The organism is Cupriavidus basilensis (assembly GCF_000832305.1).
Classification (GTDB): domain Bacteria; phylum Pseudomonadota; class Gammaproteobacteria; order Burkholderiales; family Burkholderiaceae; genus Cupriavidus; species Cupriavidus basilensis_F.
Genome location: NZ_CP010537.1, coordinates 2,894,040 through 2,911,595 on the forward strand (window position 1 = coordinate 2,894,040; position 17,556 = coordinate 2,911,595).

General features: G+C 64.9%; 16 protein-coding genes, 1 pseudogene and 1 riboswitch. Of the genes and pseudogenes, 13 read left to right on the plus strand and 4 right to left on the minus strand.

Annotation, left to right across the window (positions count from 1 at the left end; all coding sequences use genetic code 11):
* Nucleotides 1–44 precede the first annotated feature (44 nt).
* From RR42_RS40890 to RR42_RS33345, 4 genes are all read left to right on the plus strand, one after another.
* A complete protein-coding gene (locus RR42_RS40890; RefSeq protein WP_201777373.1) occupies nucleotides 45–863 on the plus strand; it encodes a hypothetical protein in 819 nt (272 codons plus the stop codon).
* A 233-nt stretch (nucleotides 864–1,096) separates the two neighbouring features.
* Entirely contained in the window at nucleotides 1,097–1,234 is a 138-nt protein-coding gene (locus tag RR42_RS40595) for a hypothetical protein (protein ID WP_158408334.1), read from the plus strand.
* A gap of 182 nt (nucleotides 1,235–1,416) precedes the next feature.
* On the plus strand, nucleotides 1,417–2,841 hold the full coding sequence (locus RR42_RS33340; protein ID WP_043356262.1) for an amidase: 1,425 nt from the start codon (nucleotides 1,417–1,419) through the stop codon (nucleotides 2,839–2,841).
* Nucleotides 2,842–2,908: 67 nt separating this feature from the next.
* Nucleotides 2,909–3,913, plus strand: a complete 1,005-nt coding sequence (locus tag RR42_RS33345) for a Bug family tripartite tricarboxylate transporter substrate binding protein (RefSeq protein WP_043356264.1) — start codon at nucleotides 2,909–2,911, stop codon at nucleotides 3,911–3,913.
* 58 nt (nucleotides 3,914–3,971) lie between these two features.
* Here the strand turns inward: RR42_RS33345 and RR42_RS33350 are convergent.
* A pseudogene (locus tag RR42_RS33350) lies at nucleotides 3,972–4,163 on the minus strand (NADAR domain-containing protein); the annotation flags it as partial.
* A gap of 108 nt (nucleotides 4,164–4,271) precedes the next feature.
* A riboswitch (yybP-ykoY riboswitch) is annotated at nucleotides 4,272–4,461 on the plus strand.
* A 9-nt stretch (nucleotides 4,462–4,470) separates the two neighbouring features.
* Between RR42_RS33350 and RR42_RS33355 the strand changes: the two are divergent.
* From RR42_RS33355 to RR42_RS33375, 5 genes are all read left to right on the plus strand, one after another.
* The gene (locus RR42_RS33355) at nucleotides 4,471–5,055 is read left to right on the plus strand and encodes a TMEM165/GDT1 family protein (protein WP_043356266.1); all 585 of its coding nucleotides are present in this window, start codon (nucleotides 4,471–4,473) and stop codon (nucleotides 5,053–5,055) included.
* Between the two features lie 145 nt (nucleotides 5,056–5,200).
* Nucleotides 5,201–5,827, plus strand: a complete 627-nt coding sequence (locus tag RR42_RS33360; RefSeq protein WP_043356268.1) for a trimeric intracellular cation channel family protein — start codon at nucleotides 5,201–5,203, stop codon at nucleotides 5,825–5,827.
* 221 nt (nucleotides 5,828–6,048) lie between these two features.
* A complete protein-coding gene (locus RR42_RS33365; protein ID WP_144410017.1) occupies nucleotides 6,049–6,897 on the plus strand; it encodes a hypothetical protein in 849 nt (282 codons plus the stop codon).
* Nucleotides 6,898–6,989: 92 nt separating this feature from the next.
* Complete coding sequence (locus RR42_RS33370) at nucleotides 6,990–7,805, plus strand: AraC family transcriptional regulator (RefSeq protein WP_043356270.1); 816 nt, start codon at nucleotides 6,990–6,992, stop codon at nucleotides 7,803–7,805.
* Nucleotides 7,806–7,898: 93 nt separating this feature from the next.
* On the plus strand, nucleotides 7,899–8,303 hold the full coding sequence (locus RR42_RS33375) for a cupin domain-containing protein (RefSeq protein WP_043356272.1): 405 nt from the start codon (nucleotides 7,899–7,901) through the stop codon (nucleotides 8,301–8,303).
* A 34-nt stretch (nucleotides 8,304–8,337) separates the two neighbouring features.
* On the opposite strand, the gene RR42_RS33380 is transcribed toward RR42_RS33375, so the two are convergent.
* On the minus strand, nucleotides 8,338–9,414 hold the full coding sequence (locus RR42_RS33380; protein WP_043356274.1) for an MBL fold metallo-hydrolase: 1,077 nt from the start codon (nucleotides 9,412–9,414) through the stop codon (nucleotides 8,338–8,340).
* Between the two features lie 1,050 nt (nucleotides 9,415–10,464).
* On the opposite strand from RR42_RS33380, the gene RR42_RS33385 reads away from it, so the two are divergent.
* The gene (locus RR42_RS33385) at nucleotides 10,465–11,199 is read left to right on the plus strand and encodes a hypothetical protein (RefSeq protein ID WP_043356276.1); all 735 of its coding nucleotides are present in this window, start codon (nucleotides 10,465–10,467) and stop codon (nucleotides 11,197–11,199) included.
* Between the two features lie 155 nt (nucleotides 11,200–11,354).
* Entirely contained in the window at nucleotides 11,355–13,076 is a 1,722-nt protein-coding gene (locus tag RR42_RS33390; protein WP_043356278.1) for a dipeptidase, read from the plus strand.
* 31 nt (nucleotides 13,077–13,107) lie between these two features.
* Here the strand turns inward: RR42_RS33390 and RR42_RS41860 are convergent, their stop codons facing one another.
* On the minus strand, nucleotides 13,108–13,743 hold the full coding sequence (locus RR42_RS41860; RefSeq protein WP_144410018.1) for an alpha/beta fold hydrolase: 636 nt from the start codon (nucleotides 13,741–13,743) through the stop codon (nucleotides 13,108–13,110).
* Between the two features lie 341 nt (nucleotides 13,744–14,084).
* Here RR42_RS41860 and RR42_RS33395 point away from each other — a divergent pair, with 341 nt between their 5' ends.
* Nucleotides 14,085–15,734 (plus strand): S8 family serine peptidase, encoded by a 1,650-nt coding sequence (locus RR42_RS33395; RefSeq protein WP_236702106.1) that lies wholly within the window; start codon nucleotides 14,085–14,087, stop codon nucleotides 15,732–15,734.
* 25 nt (nucleotides 15,735–15,759) lie between these two features.
* Nucleotides 15,760–16,254 carry a hypothetical protein gene (locus RR42_RS33400; RefSeq protein WP_144410019.1) on the plus strand — a complete coding sequence of 165 codons (495 nt, stop codon included), beginning with the start codon at nucleotides 15,760–15,762 and terminating at the stop codon, nucleotides 16,252–16,254.
* A gap of 147 nt (nucleotides 16,255–16,401) precedes the next feature.
* Here the strand turns inward: RR42_RS33400 and RR42_RS33405 are convergent, their stop codons facing one another.
* Nucleotides 16,402–17,505 (minus strand): helix-turn-helix domain-containing protein, encoded by a 1,104-nt coding sequence (locus RR42_RS33405; RefSeq protein WP_043356283.1) that lies wholly within the window; start codon nucleotides 17,503–17,505, stop codon nucleotides 16,402–16,404.
* Nucleotides 17,506–17,556: the final 51 nt, after the last annotated feature.

Consider the following 17,556-nt stretch of genomic DNA (forward strand, 5'->3'; position numbering starts at 1 on the left):
AGGCAGGACCCCGCGACGATAAAAAAATATCCCGGGGAAAAATCATGAGGTCATTCCAGTTGTCCGTGCTTGCTGCGTGCGCCATGACCAGCGGCTGCGCGGCGATCGTCAGCGGTACGAACCAGCTTGTCAGCGTGGAAACGCGCAAGGACGATCAGCCTGTCGAGGGCGCGAGCTGCAAGCTGGTGAACAGCAAGGGCACCTACTACGTCAACACGCCAGGCACGGTCACGATCAATCGCGCCTACGGCGACCTTAGCGTGCGCTGCGACAAACAAGAGATGGAGGCCGGACTGGCCACGGTCAAGTCCACCACCAAGGCCATGGCGTTCGGCAATATCCTGTTCGGCGGCGCGATCGGCGTGGCGGTCGATACGGCGTCGGGCGCGGCCTACGACTACCCCGAAGTCATCATGGTGCGCATGGGCACGAACTCCATCGTCAGCATCCCGACCGTGGCCGGCGGCATGGGCCATACGGAAGTGTCCCTGCCCGCGCCTTCCGGCTATGCCGACATCAACAACGTCGATGCCGTGCCCTACGCGCGAGCGCGCCGTGGCTACACCGAGTACCTGGCCCGCAAGGCGCCCAAGGCCTTCGTGCTGGCGGACGGCGGCCACTATGCCTTCTGGTCGAACAACAAGGACGCCATCGAGCGTGCGATGGGGCAGTGCCGGGACAAGAAGTTCACCGCATGCCGCTTGTACGCCTACGACGACATCGTCGTGTGGCCCCGGGATGCGCGCACTACGCAGCGGGTTGCCGCGAAGGATGTGTCGCCCGGCGTCGCAGGCAACGCCGCGCCACCTGCGGGCGACACCCCTGCCCTCACAGGCGGCGCGGGCCAGGCCCTGAACCGGTGAGCGGCGCCTTCGCTCATGAGAAACCAAACTGAAGGCGGCGACTGAGCGACTGTCATGCATCCGCCCCATGGGATCGGTCTGGAGGCCCCGAGTGGCGGCGCGGCGTTTGAGGGCGAACAGCGTGGTGATTCGGGCCACACCCCCCTCCGTCGAGTGGTAGCGGGCCAGGTGTGCTTTTGCGCATACTCGCAGCTAGCAAAAAAATAGCGCGAACGCGCATCGAGGGGTCGGATATGGAAGCAACCATTACGTTTGCGGGGTACCTGCTTGCGTTTCTGCTGGCGCTGGTCCTCGGGGCGAGAAGCGTGAACCGGCACCATCCGGCGCTGCGCCAGGAATTGCCGGTTGCCGCGGAGCCGCAGCGGCCATAAACTTGGTCCCTTGCGGCGCCCCCGCCGGCACTCAGGGTTCAGTTAGGGTTCAGCAACCGCAGCGACGTCGTCGCGTTGTCGCGTCGTCGCGTTGTCGCTTTCCCCCCGCTGCGCCAACGCCCTGAGCGGCGCAAGGCGCGGCATCGACTCCCCCCCGAGACGCTTTCCGGAGACGCCCGCCAATGCGCGATGCGCTTTGCTTCCTGTCCGCCGCCGAACTTCAAGGCCGCATCACCCGCAAGGAAATCTCACCCGTCGAGCTCACGCAGGCCGTGCTCGACCGCGCCGCCCGGCTGCAGCCTGAGCTGAACTGCTTCATCACGCTGTGCGCCGACCAAGCCATTGCCGCCGCCCGCGAGGCGGAACAGGCCGTGATGGCGGGCAAGCCGCTTGGGCTGCTGCACGGCATTCCCTTCACCGCGAAAGACCTTGTCAATACAAAGGGCGTGCGCACCACATTTGGCGTGGCGCCGTACCGGGACAACGTGCCGGACCACGATGCGGTGGCCATCGCCCGCCTGCGCGAGCAAGGCGCCATCCTGATCGGCAAGACCACCACGCCCGAGTTCGGCTCCAAATGCCTGACCGATTCGCCGCTGTTTGGCCGCACGCGCAATGCCTGGAGCCGCGAGCGCACCAGCGGCGGATCGAGCGGCGGCGCGGCGGTTGCCGTGGCCAGCGGCATCGCGCCGCTGGCGGTCGCAACCGATGGCGGTGGCTCCACGCGGATTCCGGCCGCTTGCAACGGCGTGGTCGGCATCAAGCAGAGCAACGGCGTGATTCCGCACAGCCAGGCGCAAGACCTGTTCGGCAACCAGACCTATGTCACGCCGACCACGCGCACGGTCGCCGATACCGGCCTGATGCTGCAGGCGATGGCCGGCGAGCATGCCTGCGACCCCTGGTCCATCGGCGTGCCCAAGCCGGACTATGTCAGCGCGGCACGCCCGCAGGGCGACCTGCGCGGGCGCCGCATCCTTTACTGCCTGACGCCGCCGGGACGCCCGGCATCGGCAGAGGTGGCGCGGGCATTCGAGGCGAGCCTGTCCAGGCTGGCTGATCTTGGCGCGGAGCTGGAACCCTTTTCCGGCGAAGGCTTTGACGTGGAGCCGATCTGGCGCGCCATCAACCATACGGTCTGGCGCGCGCGTTTTGCCGCTATTGCGCAGGAGCACGGCGACCAGCTCAGCGCCACGTTCCTGCGGCAGGTGGCCTCCGCCGCGCAGGTCAGCGGCGTGGAGTACCAGCAAGCCATGTTCGACCGCACCAGGCTGTTCCAGCGCGTGCAGGCGCTGCTGCAGCGCGGCGATCTGCTCGCCATGCCTACGCTGACGCGCACGGCGCTGCCCATCGGGCAGGACCTGTTCGGCACCATCGACATCGACGGCGAGGCTTTCGAAAACGTGCGCGCGCACTGGTTCCCGTGGACCATGCCGTTCAACATGACGGGCCACCCCGCCATCAGCCTGCCCTGCGGCTTTGGCAGCGACGGGCTGCCGATCGGCTTCCAGCTGGTGGGCCAATTCCGCGGCGACGCCGAATTGCTGCGCGTGTCGGCGCTGTTCGAGGCGTCGCACGGGCTGCTTGGCCAGTGGCCGCAACTGTAATCCGCGACAACCACCCCCCGCCCTCCCGCCCCCTTTATCACCGATAGACCTCGCCACCGCATCCGCCATGACCCAAGCTTTACGCCGCAACTTCGTGATCCACACCCTGGCGCTGTCGGCCTGCGCCGTTGCTGTCCTCGCCCTGCCCCGGCCGGCCAGCGCGGCGGACAACCCGGATGCCGCGATGCACATCATCGTCGGCTACGCCCCCGGCGGCGCGGCCGACAGCCTGGCCCGGATCTATGCCGAGCAACTGCGCCAGGATGGGCATGGCACCGTCATCGTGGAGAACAAACCCGGCGCATCGGCTCGCCTGGCGCTCGACTACGTGAAGCGCGCCAAACCGGATGGCAAGACCATCTTCATCGGGCCGTCGCCGCTGTTCACTATCTTCCCGCTGACCTACAAAAAGCTGGGTTACGACGCGGACAAGGACCTGGTGCCCGCGGCTGTGCTGACCGACGTGCCAACCGTGATCGCGGCGGGCGTGCAGCAGCCATACAAGAACATGAAGGAGTACGTGGAGTGGGCCAGGCGCAATCCCAATAGCGCCAGCCTGGGCCTGGCGACCATCGGCAGCGCCGGCCATCTCGGCACGGTAGCCCTGGGCAAGGCTGCCGGCATCGCCATCACGCCGGCCGCTTACCGCGGCGCGTCCCCGATGCTGGTCGACGTGATCAGCGGCACGGTGTCGATCGGCTGGGATGCCGTGGCCAGCATGATGCCGCTGTACAAGGGCGGCAAGCTGCAGTTCCTGGGCGTGAGCGGCACGCGGCGCGCCAAGGCGCTGCCGGATGTGCCGACCCTGAAGGAGCAGGGCTTCAGCCAGTATGAGTACGCCACCAGCTGGTACGGCGCGTTCCTGCCGGCCGGCACCCAGCCGGATGTTGTCGCCAAGGTCGAGAAGATGTTCATCGTCGCCTCCGGCAATGCCGCGACCGCCGGCAAGCTGGAGGCCCTTGGGCTGGAAGTGGCGGCCAAGCCTGGCCAGGACGCGCGGCACCGCATCCAGCTGGAGCGCGCCGCCTGGAAGCCGATTGTGGAGGCTACCGGCTTCGTCGCCGAGGACTGATCGGGATCGGAGGAAGGGGCGGAGGAAGGGGCGGATTATGCCGAGCCTTCCTCCCGCGCTAATGCGCCGCGCCTTCGCTGAGCGCCTCGCGCACAGCCATCAGCGCAAATCCGAGCAGGTTGGGCCCGCGCCATTGATCGGGATTGGCCGCGCGCGGATCGTCAGCGGCCAGGCCGATGCCCCATATGCGGTCCACCGGGCTGGCCTCCACCAGCACGCGCCGCCCGGTGCCGAGCAGGTAGCCAGCGAGGTTTGTTCGCGGCAAAGGTGTGCGTCAAATGGCACAAGGCGCGGGTTCATGAGCAAGGCATACTGAGCGCCGGGGCGCCGGATCCGCGCCGGCGCAAGCCTGTGGTATCATCTGCGCCGTCTTAGGGGAGTAGCTAGCCTCCAGTCCCCCTGGAGGAGCCGACGTCAACATACTTGGTACAAAAAACCATGGCGCCGGCGGCCTGATTGGCTCAGCGAGACCTTTGACTTTTCTGTCCACCAGCTGGGGCTGGCACTGGGCAGCGAAGTCATTGGTTCGTTTGTTGCCGGCCCCCTTTGGATGTCACATGGAAGCACTCATTGCTTCGTTCGGTATGGTCGCCCTGGCTGAAATGGGCGACAAGACTCAGCTCCTTTCCTTTCTCCTGGCCTCCCGGTTCCTTGGCAAGCAGTGGAGCATCATTGCGGGCATTTTCGTCGCAACGATCTTCAACCACCTCTTTGCCGCCGCCTTGGGCGACTGGGCCGCGTCGCACGTCAGCCCGGACGTGACACGCTGGGTGCTGGGCATCGCCTTCCTGGCCTTTGCCGCCTGGGCGCTGATCCCTGACAAGCTGGACGACGAAGGGAACAACGGCAAGCGCGCCGGCGCCTTCGCCACTACCGTAGTCGCCTTCTTCCTCGCCGAGATGGGCGACAAGACGCAGTTCGCCACCATTGCGCTAGGCGCGCAGTATGCCAACCTGGGCATGGTCGTGGTCGGCACCACGCTCGGCATGATGGCGGCCAACGTGCCCGCGGTCCTGCTGGGCGAACGCCTGACCCGCATCATCCCGCTGTCCAAGATGCGCTTCGTCGCCGCGGCGCTGTTTGCCATCTTCGGTATCCTGATCCTGTTCAAGGTGAGCTTTGGCCTGAACCTGGGGATCTGAGCCAGCGGCACGGCACGGTCAGCGCGCATGCCTTCGCCAGCTTGCGCTTGCGTGCTGGCATGCGCCTATGGCGCCACTGCGCCGAGGGCAGTATCCTCCCTGAAGCCGTCCCGCCCTCGAGTCCCAAGCCCAACTTGCCAGCCTAATGAAAACAAGAGCCGAAGTCGTCGTGCTGGCAGCCGATCTTGCCGGCACCACCGTGTTTGCCGTGGAGGGCGCCATCATCGGCATGCGGCATGGCCTGGACCTGCTCGGGGTGCTGGTGGTCGCGCTGGTCACCGCGGTGGGCGGCGGCATCATCCGCGACCTCCTGATCGGCGCGGCCCCGCCCAATGCGATCCGGGACTGGCGTTATCCCGCGCTTGCCTCTCTTGCTGGCACCGCGGCGTTCGTGTTTCACGCGGCGGCGCAGGGGTTTACCGGCCCATTGATCATCGCGCTGGATGCGGCAGGCCTGGCGCTGTTTGCCGTGGCGGGCGTGCAAAAGGCGACAAACTACGGCGTACGCCCGTTTGTGGCGACGCTGATGGGCACACTCACCGGCGTGGGCGGCGGCGTGGTGCGCGACATGCTGCTGGCGCAGGTGCCGACCGTGCTGAGCGCCGACATCTACGCCACGGCGGCATGGCTGGGATCCGCGGTATTGGTGAGTGCCCGGGCCCTGCGCCTGCCGCCGGCCGTCGCTGCGCTGGCCGGCGGCGCCAGCTGCTTTGCGCTGCGGCTGCTTGCCGTGCAACATGACTGGCACCTGCCGAAGGTGCCGGTCTGGTGAGAACTCGGATCCGAGCTCTGGGCTCCGGGCTCTGGGAACAGCCAACGGATTGCAAGGCCGAAGCCCGCCATTTCAGGGATAGCAAAACAGACGCGATCTCCCTGCCTGCTCCGGCGCAACACCAGTGCGTGCCCGGACCGCCCTGCCAGGTGCAACATCGAGTTCGCATGCGCTATGATCGCAATCGCTTGGCCTAGGCGAAGTACAGGGCGGGGCGAAGCGTGAATGCCCAGGAACTGGACACAACAAGATTCGGGAAAAACAACATGCAGACACATGGCGGGAAAACAATAAGAATCCGCAAGGCACTGATGACCCTGGGGGGCGCGCTGCTACTGGTGCCCTGCGCCGCGCTCACGGCGAACCAGGCGTCGGCCCAGAGCGTCGAGCAACCGGCGTTCAAGGAAGGCGATAGCTGGACCATGCACCTGAAGAACCAGTTCCAGAATGGCGAAACACGCGAGCGCAGCTTCGTCAGCGCCCTGGTCCGCTCCGGCGGAGATAGCATCCTGGTATCGACCAAGCCAGTCGATTCCAGCCTCCCCCCCAAGGAGATCCTGTTGGGTCTCGACTGGAGCCAGGCGAGAAGCATCAACGGCCATATGCAGGTCGTCAACAAGCCGCTCTCGTTCCCCATGAAGATCGGTAAGACATGGACCGTCTCCTACGACGAGGAACATCCAAATCCCACGATCAAGCAGCGCCATACCCAGATGCAATACAAGGTGATTGGCTGGGAGGATATCAGTGTGCCTGCCGGCAAATTCCACGCCTTGAAGATCGAGACCGATGGGACCTGGTACCTGGAATTCCAGCCGACGCCGTCGGCCGCCGCCGCGGTTGCCAAGGTGGATCAGAATGGTTCCAGTGTCACGATGCAGAGCCAAAAGCCCACTACCCCGGATCCGGCCACAGGCCGCATTTACCGAGCGTACTGGTATGTTCCGTCGGTCAAGCGGGCCGTGAAAATCATCGAGGAGCAGTACAACTCCGGAGGCGGCCTCTCAAACCGGGACACGGTGGAGCTTGAGTCGTACAAGGTCGACATGCAGGCCGCTGCCGGCAACTAAGCGCTCGCCAGGGCAACTGCAGCGCTCGTACCGGCCGCGCAGCTTGTCCCGCCCTGACACCGGCGAGAAACCGCAGCCAGGAATGGAGCATCATGCCGTTGAATGACACCCCGAAGGACTGGGTTTTGCGCGCGCCGCAAGCGGGCCGCATGGAACGCATCGAGGCGTTCTTTTCCGGGCATGGCTACGATCCGCATCGCCACGATACCTATGCCATCGGGCGGACGCTGTCGGGCGTGCAGCGCTTCAAATATCGTGGCGCGCAGTGCAACAGCGTGCCTGGCGGGACCATCGTGCTGCATCCCGATGAGGTCCATGACGGCGAGGCCGGCACCGACGCTGGCTTTCAGTACCGGATGTTGTATATCGAGCCGGCGTTGATCCAGCAGGTGCTGGGCGGCAAGCCGCTGCCCTTTATCAAGAACGGCCTGTCCTCGGATGCGCGGCTGTGCGAAGCGACCAGCGTCTTGCTGCAAAGCATGGCGTGCCCGCTCGATCCGCTGGAGGAGGACGATGCGCTGTTCGATCTCGCGCATGCCCTGAGCGCCGCGGCCGGCGCTCGCGCCAGGCACCAGGGCTATGACTACCGGGCCGCGGAGATGGCCCGGGGATTCATTCACGGCGCGCTGCACCGCACGGTCACCTTGAGTGAGCTGGAAGCGTGCAGCGGGCGCGATCGCTGGAGCCTGTCGCGGGACTTCCGCTTGCTGTTCGGCACCAGCCCTTACCGCTACCTGACCATGCGCCGGCTTGACCTGGTCCGCTCGCTGCTGATGCGGGGCCAGTCGCTGGCCGATGCCGCGCTGGCCGCGGGCTTCACCGATCAGAGCCACATGACGCGTCACTTCGGCAAGGCCTATGGCATGCCGCCGGCGCGCTGGGTAAAGATGCAGCAAAGGCTGCGCTGAGGGCGCCGGCCGACAGCTTGCACGATCGTACAAGAATTCGCCCGCGGGCCTTGCTAACGTGAGCGTTCTCGACAACGCAAGGAGATACACACCATGCAACACGATCTGGCAAGCGCCCCGCACAAAGCATCCGGAGAATACAAAAGCGTGAACTTCGCGCAGAAGCTCGGCTTGATCCATGAGCGCTGGACGCCGAAAGTCATCGCCGAGATGAACGACTACCAGTTCAAGCTGGTCAAGATCGAAGGCGAATTTCTCTGGCACCAGCATGCCGAGACCGATGAGGCGTTCATCGTGCTGGAAGGCGCGCTGCGCATCGATTTTCGCGACGGGCACGTGCGGCTATCGGCAGGCGAGATGTTCGTGGTGCCCAAGGGCTTGGAGCACAAGCCTTTTGCCGAGACGGAGGTGAAGCTGCTGTTAATCGAGCCCCGGGGCGTACTGAATACCGGCGACGAAGGGGGCGAGCGCACGGCGGTCAACGACGTCTGGATCTGACCGCCCCGCCCTGCGCTCCCAGCGCTCCCGGCGCTCAGGCCTTGCGATAACGTGCGATGCCGTCCGGGCCCACCTCCATCACGGCTTCTTCCCGCTGCACGAGATAGTTCAGGTGGGCAATGCTCTCGCCAGTTGCCATGCCGAGCAGCCCGGGCTCGGCGCCGATGGGGCGGGAGAATAGCTCGCCGAAGACGTCCACCGCCCGCCGGGGCTCGGCCAGCGCGGCGCGCAGCCGGTCCAGCGCGTGGTGCTGGCTGCGCGCCAGATAGTCGATACGCGCGTGCAAGCCACGGAAGGGCTCGTTGTGTGCCGGCAGCACCAGTACGTCGTCCGGGACTTCCCTGCGCAGCTTGGCGAGCGAGGCCAGCCAGTCGCCCATCGGATCGGCATCGGGCTCGGTCGGGAAGACCGACACATTGGACGAGATGCGCGGCAGGATCTGGTCGCCGCTGATCAGGATCTTCAACGCCTCGTTATAGAGGCAGGCGTGTTCGGGCGAGTGGCCGTTGCCCACCACGACCCGCCACTGGTGCTCGCCGATCGTCAGGCTCTCGCCGTCGCGCAAGCGCCGGTAGCTGTCAGGCAAGGCATGGACGTACTTGCCGAAGCCGCCAAAGCGTACGCGGTAGGCCTCGATGGCATTGTCGTCCCAGCCTGCGCGGCGATAAAAGCGCACGCCGTCTTCCGGCGCCTCGCGCCCGGTGTCCGCCGCGAGCACGCGGCAGTTCAGGTACTCCAGCCGGGTCATCCACAGGCGGCAGGCAAACTTGCGGGTCAGCCAGCCGGCCATGCCGATATGGTCGGGATGCATGTGCGTGACGAAGAGCCGGGTGAGCCCGTCCGCCAGCGCCCCGCCCTGCGCGAAGAGATCGCGCCAGGCGGCGGCGGTTTCGCTGGTTTGCAAACCGGCGTCAACCGCTGCCCAACCCTTGCCGTCACGCACCGCCCACAGGTTGATATGGCTCAGCGCGAATGGCATTGGCATGCGGATCCACAGCACACCCGGCACGACCTCAACCGCGCTGCCTGGCGCTGGCGCTTCTCCGCAGGGGTAGTCGAGAACAGGCTTGCTCTCGGTCTCGGGCGGGGGGGTCAGACTCTCGTCGCTCATGTTGTTGTTTTCCTTGGGTCCGTGCGGACATGCCGGGCGCGACGCGGTGCGTGCAGGATACTGCACCGGCATGGGGCAAGGCTGCGCACCCTTGCGTGCGGCGCCGTGGGAGATTCTACCGAGGTCCGGCCGTTCGCGCAGCGCGAAGCGTGCCCTGAATTGCTGACACCCCTGGGGCAACAGGAACTTCCGCCGCGTGGCCGCAACCGGCACCAGCTTCTTGCTCCGCCGGCTGGCATTCACCCCTTCAGAAGGGTACTGAAATTGCTGTGCTGCAGCACACTTACCAACGGCAACTCGATCGACCCTGTTGTTGCCATTCCTTGAGGGTGTAGGCGATCTCCCCGGCCTACACCCCCCTTTTCCTGTTTTCTCTCTCCAATTGAAGGGCCAGGACGTGTCAATCCGGGGAGGGTTTCACAAAACCAATCCCCTCATCAGAGGGGATGAAAATAATAGGTGCCCCGTAATACCTGGCATTCGACCGTTTTTATGTCAGACATTAAAATATTGAAATGCATATCACAAATAATCTCAGATATAGTGCAACGCAACAATTGAATATTTAGCATTTTATTCATTTCATATCGATTTACCGTGGGAAGTAACTCGGATATGAACAGCTAAGGCCCACAGGCATGAACGGGCGATTTTCAGTTGCCAGCACCGTATAAAAAACAACGAGCGAGGCCGCAACCGGCGCGGGATGGGGAACCACCGCACCGTGTAGCCGACCTGCCGGACACATCAAATAACCACGCGGCACACGCGGCGCTGCAAGCGCCGGGCGGCACGTTGTGGAATCGGTGAAACGGGGTCCCACCAGAAGGCAAGGGGCAAAAAGTGCAGCACACAGGGGTATTCACGCGTCAGGAACTGGACAATTACTTTGCCTCGTACGTAGGGATGGAAGGCGGAAACCCCAGGGCCAGTCTCTGGATCTGCGACAGAAGCCCGCATCCCTGGTACGAGCGCCTGGCCGGGCCGTTACGGCCGCGCACGGAGCCACCGGCATGGGATGCGGCGTTTCGCGCGAAGCATCGGGAAGACATGGGCAAATGGCTGAACCACCAGCGCATTGCCCGCATCATGGCCGCGGCGCGCGCGCAAGCGCTCGATATCCGGCTGGATGACAATGACTGGAAAGCGTACTACCGGGACGAGCTCTACGCACCCGACGGCGCGCAATTCAAGCTGAACCTGTTTCCCTTGCCTCTCATGCTCGATGGCCTGACACCCTGGTCCAAGGTGTTCCGCGGCCAGTCCGAACTCGTGCCCAAGGAGCGTTACCTCGACCTGTGCCGGCATGGCGGGCGCTTCCGCTTCCTGCGCTCGCTCTGCGCGCACTGGCGGCCCAAGGTGGTCGTCTGCATCGGCTATCGCCAGGCGGACGACTTCGCACGCGCATTCGAGCTCGAAGAGGTCACATGTGAAGAGCGGCAACTGCAGCCTGCAGACCAGGTAAGGCTGCTGCAGATCTACAAGCGAGATGGCACCACGTGGATCATTTGCCCCGCACTCGCGGGCAGCGCGGGGCTGACCTCCGACGTGCAGCTCAACGCGTTCGGCAAGCTGCTCGGCGCCAGCCTGGCGCCGAGCGACTTCGATCACCCGTGCGCGGCGGCACTCGGTCGGGGCGGGTTGCCGGAGAGCCTGAGTGCGCTGTTGGCCGAGAGTGCATCCCGCGGACTGCCTGGCGGCGGATATCCTGCCCAACGGCATCATCAACCTGACCCAAGGCCAGCGCGACAACACCTATCCGATTGCGTGCCCCAGGCAACGTAGCCGCCAGGGTCACTGTTCAGCCGGCCGGGCGCAAGGAGCCGGCGTGAAGGACATGGTCGGCAGGAAATAGCACGCCGAGGCTATCGCATGCCCGGCGGGATTTGCACCGGCTGGCCAACTCATGCGAACATCCTGCGTTTTTGGGAGCCCTGCCCATGAAACGCTCGACCTTGCTCGCCTCGCTAGCCCTGCTCACGCTGGCCATGGGGCAGCCCGCCGTCGCGGACACGCTGAAGAAGCCCGGCCTCGACGCGCTAGCCGCCGCCGCGCAGGCCAGCCCGCCAACTGATTTCAACGCGTTCCTGAGTGCGGCAGCCAAGGCCGATCCCTCGCTGGCAGGCAGTGTCGCCGCCTATCAAAAGCACGCCTCGCTGCACGGCGACGACCTGACCAATATCGGGCGCTTGCTGGGCCTCTATAACCGCATTCACAACCACCAGGCGGTGATCGGCGCCATCGAGCGCATGGTGGCTTTGCGCACCGTGCGCGACGACAAGATCCCGCAGCACGAGAACCCCGCCATCATCGCCTTCGGCAACCTGGTGGAGGGCATGGCCAAGGACTTCGGCCTGACTTTCCGCAACGTGGACAATCGCGTGTTCGAAGTCACGCTGCCGGGCACGGGCAAGGAAGAATTCGGCTTGCTCACCCACGCCGACGTGGTCCCTGCCGTGGCGGATGAATGGGTGCTGGACGACGGCACCAGGCTCGATCCGTTCAAGGTCACGCGCGTGGGCGATTTTCTGTACGGCCGCGGCACCATCGACGACAAAGGCTCGATTGCCACCGTGCTGTACGCGATGAAAACCGTGAAGGAAAGCGGGCTGAAGCTCAACCGCACCATCCGGCTGATGATCGAGACCACCGAGGAAACGGGCGGCGACGGCATGAAGTACTACCGGCAGCACACCAAGCTGCCCGAGTACAACATCGTGCTCGACAGCAAATACCCCGCCGTGGTGGCCGAGAAAGGCTCCGGCAGCCTGAAGGTGTTCTTCCCCGTGCAGGCCACCGACGGCGACGCCACCGCCATCGTCGGCATGAGCGGCGCGGCCTCGGCCAACGCCGTGCCGCAGACCGCGAGCGCGCAACTCAAGGGCGGCGACCTGAACGCGGCCCGCGCCCGGCTTGAAGCCGCACGCGCCGCCTTTATCGAGAAGTACGCGCCGCAGGGCAAGTTCGCCATCGATATCACCCAGCGCGCCGACAGCCTGGAGGTCAAGGTCACCGGCAGTTCGGCCCACGGCTCCCGGCCCGAGGAAGGCGTGAATCCCCTGCCGCGCCTGACGCTGTTCCTGCGCGAATCCGGCATCGCGCTGGCCGACAACCACTACGCCCGCGCAGCAAAGTACCTCGACGACCTGTATGCCACCGGCTACCTCGGCGAGAAGATGGGCGTGGCCTACAAGGACGACTTCATGGGCCCGCTCACCCTGTCGCCCAACCTCGTCCAGGAAAAAGATGGCCGGCTGGAAGTCACCACCAACGTGCGCATGCCGCGCGGCAACACGCCGCAAGCACTGTCCAAGGCCGTGGCCGACAAGATCAACGCCTGGGCTGCCGCCAACCACGCAACGGTGACCATCAGCCACGACCAGGGCGACTGGATGGCACGCGACCCCAAAGGCGCGTGGCTGTCCACGCTGCTCAACATCTTCGGCGACACCACGGGACTCGAAGCCAAGCCCGTGCCCACCGCCGGCAGCACCACCGCCAAGCTGATGCCGAATGCCATCAACTTCGGCCCCGCCATGCCGGGCAAGAAGTACACCGCGCACAACGCCAAGGAGTACAAGGAAGTCGTCGACCTGGACCTGGACATGCAGATGTTCACGGAAATGCTGATCCGCATCGGGGACCTGAAGACGATGCAGTGAGGCTGTGGCGGCCGCGTTGCGTTGCGTTGCGTTAATTGCGGCCGCGAAACCTGTCCAATAGCCATTCCCGAGCGATCGCCGTGCTCGCCTCGGGACGCTCCATGGACGGGAAGTGCCCGCAACCGGGAAGCACTTCATACCGGGCGTCAGGCAAGACACCGGCGATTCGCCCGCCGACTTCGGCCGGCACGAACGTATCCGCCGCCCCCCAGATCCATAGCGCCGGGACCTCTACCGACGCAAGCGTGCCCCAATGATCCCGTCGTGTCAGGGTGGCGTCCGACTGGCGGGCGAACAGCGCCGCCCCGCAAGTACGCCAGCCGGATCCGGATGCATGTCCGGGTTGCAGTTCATCGGCCAAATCCCTGCCACGCGCTCCGGGACAGGAACGTCCGAGTGAGACAGAACGTCGGTTTTTGTGAGACGCAGCGTCAAGTGGCGAAGCGATAACTCTGCAAAAATTGGCGCCGGTTCGTGGTACACGCCACCCCTCCAGCAAGAGCGCGGCCCCGGGCCAGCGTGGCACGCGGCCTTCGATGGCAAGCACGACTCGCTTGCCAGCACCAGGCCGCACGACCAGGCCGCCCCAAAGGTTCTCGATAGCAGCCCGGCAGCGCAGCTTGCCGACACCAGGCAGTTCCTGCGGGATGCGCCCGGTTCGTGCCATGGCGTACTGAAAACACAATATTGAAGGCGGGAAATCTCATGCTGAAAAGTAGGACGACATTCATATCGCTGACATTCCTGGCCGCCGCAGCGCTCTCGGCATGCGGGGGCGACAATCCAGAGAACACGGCCGCGAACGCTCAAGCGCCCGCCGCGCCCACGCCCACGCCGGCGCCCCTCGCGTCCACCTGCGCCGAAACCGGCGTGGATGCGAAGTTCGCCTGCCAGACCGGGGCCACGGAGCCGCTCTACATCTACCAATGGGCGCTCAGGCAAGCCGCCAGCTACTTCAAGTCTTTCTCCGGGATCGCGGATGGCGTCACCGATCTCAATGTGGAAGACGTGCATGCCGCGGGCATCAAAGGCCAGGGCGTCAATGTCCTGGTGCTCGACGACGGCGTCGATATCCACAATGAGGACCTGGCCGCCAATGTGAACAAGTCGATGACTTACAACTTTGACGACGGCACCAACAACCCCACGCCGGCCGATATCCCCAACAACATCGCGCAGGCCCATGGCACCCATGTCGCCGGCATCATCAGCGCGGCGCAGAACGGGAAAGGTGTGATTGGCATTGCGCCGCGCGCCACCCTGGGCGGCGCGCGTTTCATCGGCACCGCGAATGCCAGTATCTTGCAGGCCTACGGCGGCGCCGACTGGTCCAGGAATGCCCACATCATCAATGCATCGTACGGAGGCAATCCCGAGGTGCCGGACGAGTACGACACCGAATCCGGGAGCAGCTCCGTCATCAGGGCCTTTCCGAACCTGAGAAGCGGCAGGGGCCTGGTCATGGTGAAGGCCTCAGGCAATGAGTACAACAACACCGGCGGCGACAACCCCAGGTTTTGCCCGGATATCGATGGGATAAGCGGCGTCATCAGTTGCGAGAATCCCGCGAACGACACAGAGGCGCTGGAGCCGGGCGTCATCCTGGTCGGCGCGGCCAACGCCAAGGGCATCAAGTCAAGCTACTCCAACGCCGGGGCGGTCAACTGGATCACCGGGCTTGGCGGTGAATTCGGAAACGGGGGGCAATACGGGGAGCTCGGCTCCGGCCCGATGATCTTCTCGACCGACCTGACCTCTTGCGCGAGAGGCTATAGCCGCAACTTCCTGGAACTCACCAACGCATTCAGCATTGGCGGAAGCGCAACCAACAAGAAAGATAACCCGCACTGCGACTATGCCAGCATGAATGGCACCTCGGCCGCCACCCCGACCATTTCAGGGGTGGTTTCACTGATGCTGGCGGCAAATCCAAACCTGACGTGGCGGGACGTGCGCGAGATTCTTCGCGTCACCGCCAGGAGAATCGATCCGGACTATGGCTCGCGCAACAACCGGAATCTCCGGCTTGACCTGAAGCAGGGGACATTCACCGCCAGCGAAGATGCCAGCCTCGTCGATGGCAGCCAAACGGCACGGCTGGACCTGGGCTGGCAAAAGAATGCCGCGGGCAACTATTACTCGAACTGGTACGGATTCGGCCTGGCGGACGCCGCGGCCGCAGTCAGGCTGGCGAAGGCATATAGTGCCTACAAGCCGACAACCCTGGCCATTGGCGACTTCACCAAGGCGTTCGCCGATAGCGCTCAGCTCAAGTACGGCTCGGTCCAGAAACTGGGGCAGTTCACGGTCGGCGGCAATGACAAGGTGGATGCCCTGCAACTGAGACTGAGCGGCTCCATCTGCGTCGGCAGCGTTGGCGTCTTTGTCAAATCGCCCTCCGGGACCATTTCCGCTCTCGCTGTTCCATACAACAGCTACTACAGCACGGGCGTTCCGGAAGTGAAAAGCTACGGGCTAGGCAGCTATGCATTCCACGGCGAGAACGCCGCCGGGAATTGGGAGGTGTATGCGGTCAGCGCGATGCCGGCCACCGCTGCGCCGGGCACGTGCAGCAGTTTCCAGCCGCAAGCCGATGGCGTCAGCGTCAAGCTCAGCAAGCCCTTGGCTGTTGAATACCGTGTGATTGCCGCGAAATAACGGGGCGAGGAGAATGATGATGAAAATGAATTTGTCCTTCAGGGTCTTGCTGTGCGGCGTCGCGGCGCTGGCCCCCACGCTGTGCTACGCAGGCGCATCGACTTATGAGGCTGGGCAACAGCTGTCGCCCGCGCAATGGAAGCGCCTTGCGGGCACCACGGTCGTTCGCCTTGGCAGCCAGTCGCTCCAGACGCTGCCGGCCTCTGCCTCGGCCACGGCGAAGAACGCGGGAGCCGCGGGCAGTGCCGTGACGCTGGTCGTCAACGATCGCGGTGTTGTGGGCGAAAGCCGCAACGAGGTGGTTGTTTCGCAAGTATCGACCCAGGAAGTCCAGCAGATGGTCGGCAAGCTAAGCCACGCCGCGATCGGGGTCCAGTACTTCGACCACATGCGCATCAGCCAGTTGACGTTCGCTTCGTTCCAGGATGCGGTCAGCGCCAGGGAGCAGCTCAAGACGCTGCTTGCGCCGGGGGCAGCGGTCGATGTCCCGATCCGGTATGGCAAGCCCAAGGTGCGCTGAGCCGGCCTTCGCGGCCGGAGCCATCCCTTCTTGCCGCGTTTGAAGACCCCGGCTGGCCTGGGCCCTGCCGTTGTCACGGTGCTTGCCTGGCGTGCTACATGCAGTGCGGCGGGCAGGTAATCGACATCGAGGGCTGAAGCCTTGCAGTCAGGCGCCGGCACCGATGGCCGTGAATTCGCTACGGAGGCTCTCCAGCCATTCGTTGATGGTGGCGGCTTCGCTGCTGTTGGCCGACGCCGCTGGCCAGTTGTTGCGGGGACGCTCCGCGAGCGCGCGCACCGCCCGCGGACTCAGGCTGAAACGGCGGCGAAAGGCGCGGCTGAACGTGCTCTCGTTGGAATAGCCGTAACGATATGCCAGCTCGGCGATACTGAGCCCGCTGCCCTTGGATCGGGCGAGTTCATCGAAGCAGCGATCCAGCCGCCTGCCCTGGATGTAGGCGTTCACGCCGCCGTCGCTCTCGAACAGCCGGTAGAGGCTGGCTCGCGACAGGCGGAAGACGCTGGCAACCTGCTCCGGCGAGAGCGCTTCCGTGGCCAGATGTTGTTCGATATGGCGCCGTACCAGCTTGCGCATGCTGCGGCGCGCCGCCGTTTGCACGTCGGGCTCGCTATCGCGCAGCCTGGCGCCGCTGCCCTCCAGCATGATCAGCGCCGCAGTGACCGATGCGGCCATCTCCTGCGCTGTCAGGCTGGCGCCGGCCAGCATGAGTTGCGACAGGTGAGACGCCAGCAAGCGTGTGGAACCCTGGCCGGCATCCAGCACGGTGCCGTGCAGGTTGCAGCTCCTCAGCGCGGCGGGAAGGCGGTCGCGCGGCACGGTGAGGGTGATGTTCGAAAACGCCGGCGTACGGCTATCCAACGTCCGCCCCAGGTCGAGCAGGCTGATCGATCCCTCGCTCGCATGGAACGGCCGGTTGCCATACTCGCCCCGAACGCCGCCCGTGACGTAAAGCTGGATCAGGATGTGGTCGATATTGCTGCGCCGGATCTCGACGCTGCCCCGCTTGAAGCGATGCGCCACCGAGCCCCCGACACGGGCGATCAGGCTGTCGCCCAGATGGACACCCGTCAACTCGGCCGAGAAAGCGTCAGGTGCGGCGCCAATCTCGACGTCAAAGAGCGGCGATAGCGCTGCGCGCCAGAGTTCGCCGGCGTCGGGAAGTGCCTGCCCATCAAGCCGGACATGCACTTGCGGCGGCGCCGCTGCCGCGCCGTCTGCCTGCGCCCCGGTTTCGGGTTCTGCCGCCATCTGTGCTGATGCTGGGCCTGCCACGCGATTTCCTTCTTTTTTGATTCATCC

Bases quoted from the DNA above. Each gene is read 5' to 3' on its own strand.
- RR42_RS40890 (WP_201777373.1), top strand. From the start codon at position 45: ATGAGGTCATTCCAGTTGTCCGTGCTTGCTGCGTGCGCCATGACCAGC.
- RR42_RS40595 (WP_158408334.1), top strand. From the start codon at position 1,097: ATGGAAGCAACCATTACGTTTGCGGGGTACCTGCTTGCGTTTCTGCTG.
- RR42_RS33340 (WP_043356262.1), top strand. From the start codon at position 1,417: ATGCGCGATGCGCTTTGCTTCCTGTCCGCCGCCGAACTTCAAGGCCGC.
- RR42_RS33345 (WP_043356264.1), top strand. From the start codon at position 2,909: ATGACCCAAGCTTTACGCCGCAACTTCGTGATCCACACCCTGGCGCTG.
- RR42_RS33355 (WP_043356266.1), top strand. From the start codon at position 4,471: ATGGAAGCACTCATTGCTTCGTTCGGTATGGTCGCCCTGGCTGAAATG.
- RR42_RS33360 (WP_043356268.1), top strand. From the start codon at position 5,201: ATGAAAACAAGAGCCGAAGTCGTCGTGCTGGCAGCCGATCTTGCCGGC.
- RR42_RS33370 (WP_043356270.1), top strand. From the start codon at position 6,990: ATGCCGTTGAATGACACCCCGAAGGACTGGGTTTTGCGCGCGCCGCAA.
- RR42_RS33375 (WP_043356272.1), top strand. From the start codon at position 7,899: ATGCAACACGATCTGGCAAGCGCCCCGCACAAAGCATCCGGAGAATAC.
- RR42_RS33380 (WP_043356274.1), bottom strand. From the start codon at position 9,414: ATGAGCGACGAGAGTCTGACCCCCCCGCCCGAGACCGAGAGCAAGCCT.
- RR42_RS33385 (WP_043356276.1), top strand. From the start codon at position 10,465: ATGGGCAAATGGCTGAACCACCAGCGCATTGCCCGCATCATGGCCGCG.
- RR42_RS33390 (WP_043356278.1), top strand. From the start codon at position 11,355: ATGAAACGCTCGACCTTGCTCGCCTCGCTAGCCCTGCTCACGCTGGCC.
- RR42_RS41860 (WP_144410018.1), bottom strand. From the start codon at position 13,743: ATGGCACGAACCGGGCGCATCCCGCAGGAACTGCCTGGTGTCGGCAAG.
- RR42_RS33400 (WP_144410019.1), top strand. From the start codon at position 15,760: ATGAATTTGTCCTTCAGGGTCTTGCTGTGCGGCGTCGCGGCGCTGGCC.
- RR42_RS33405 (WP_043356283.1), bottom strand. From the start codon at position 17,505: ATGGCGGCAGAACCCGAAACCGGGGCGCAGGCAGACGGCGCGGCAGCG.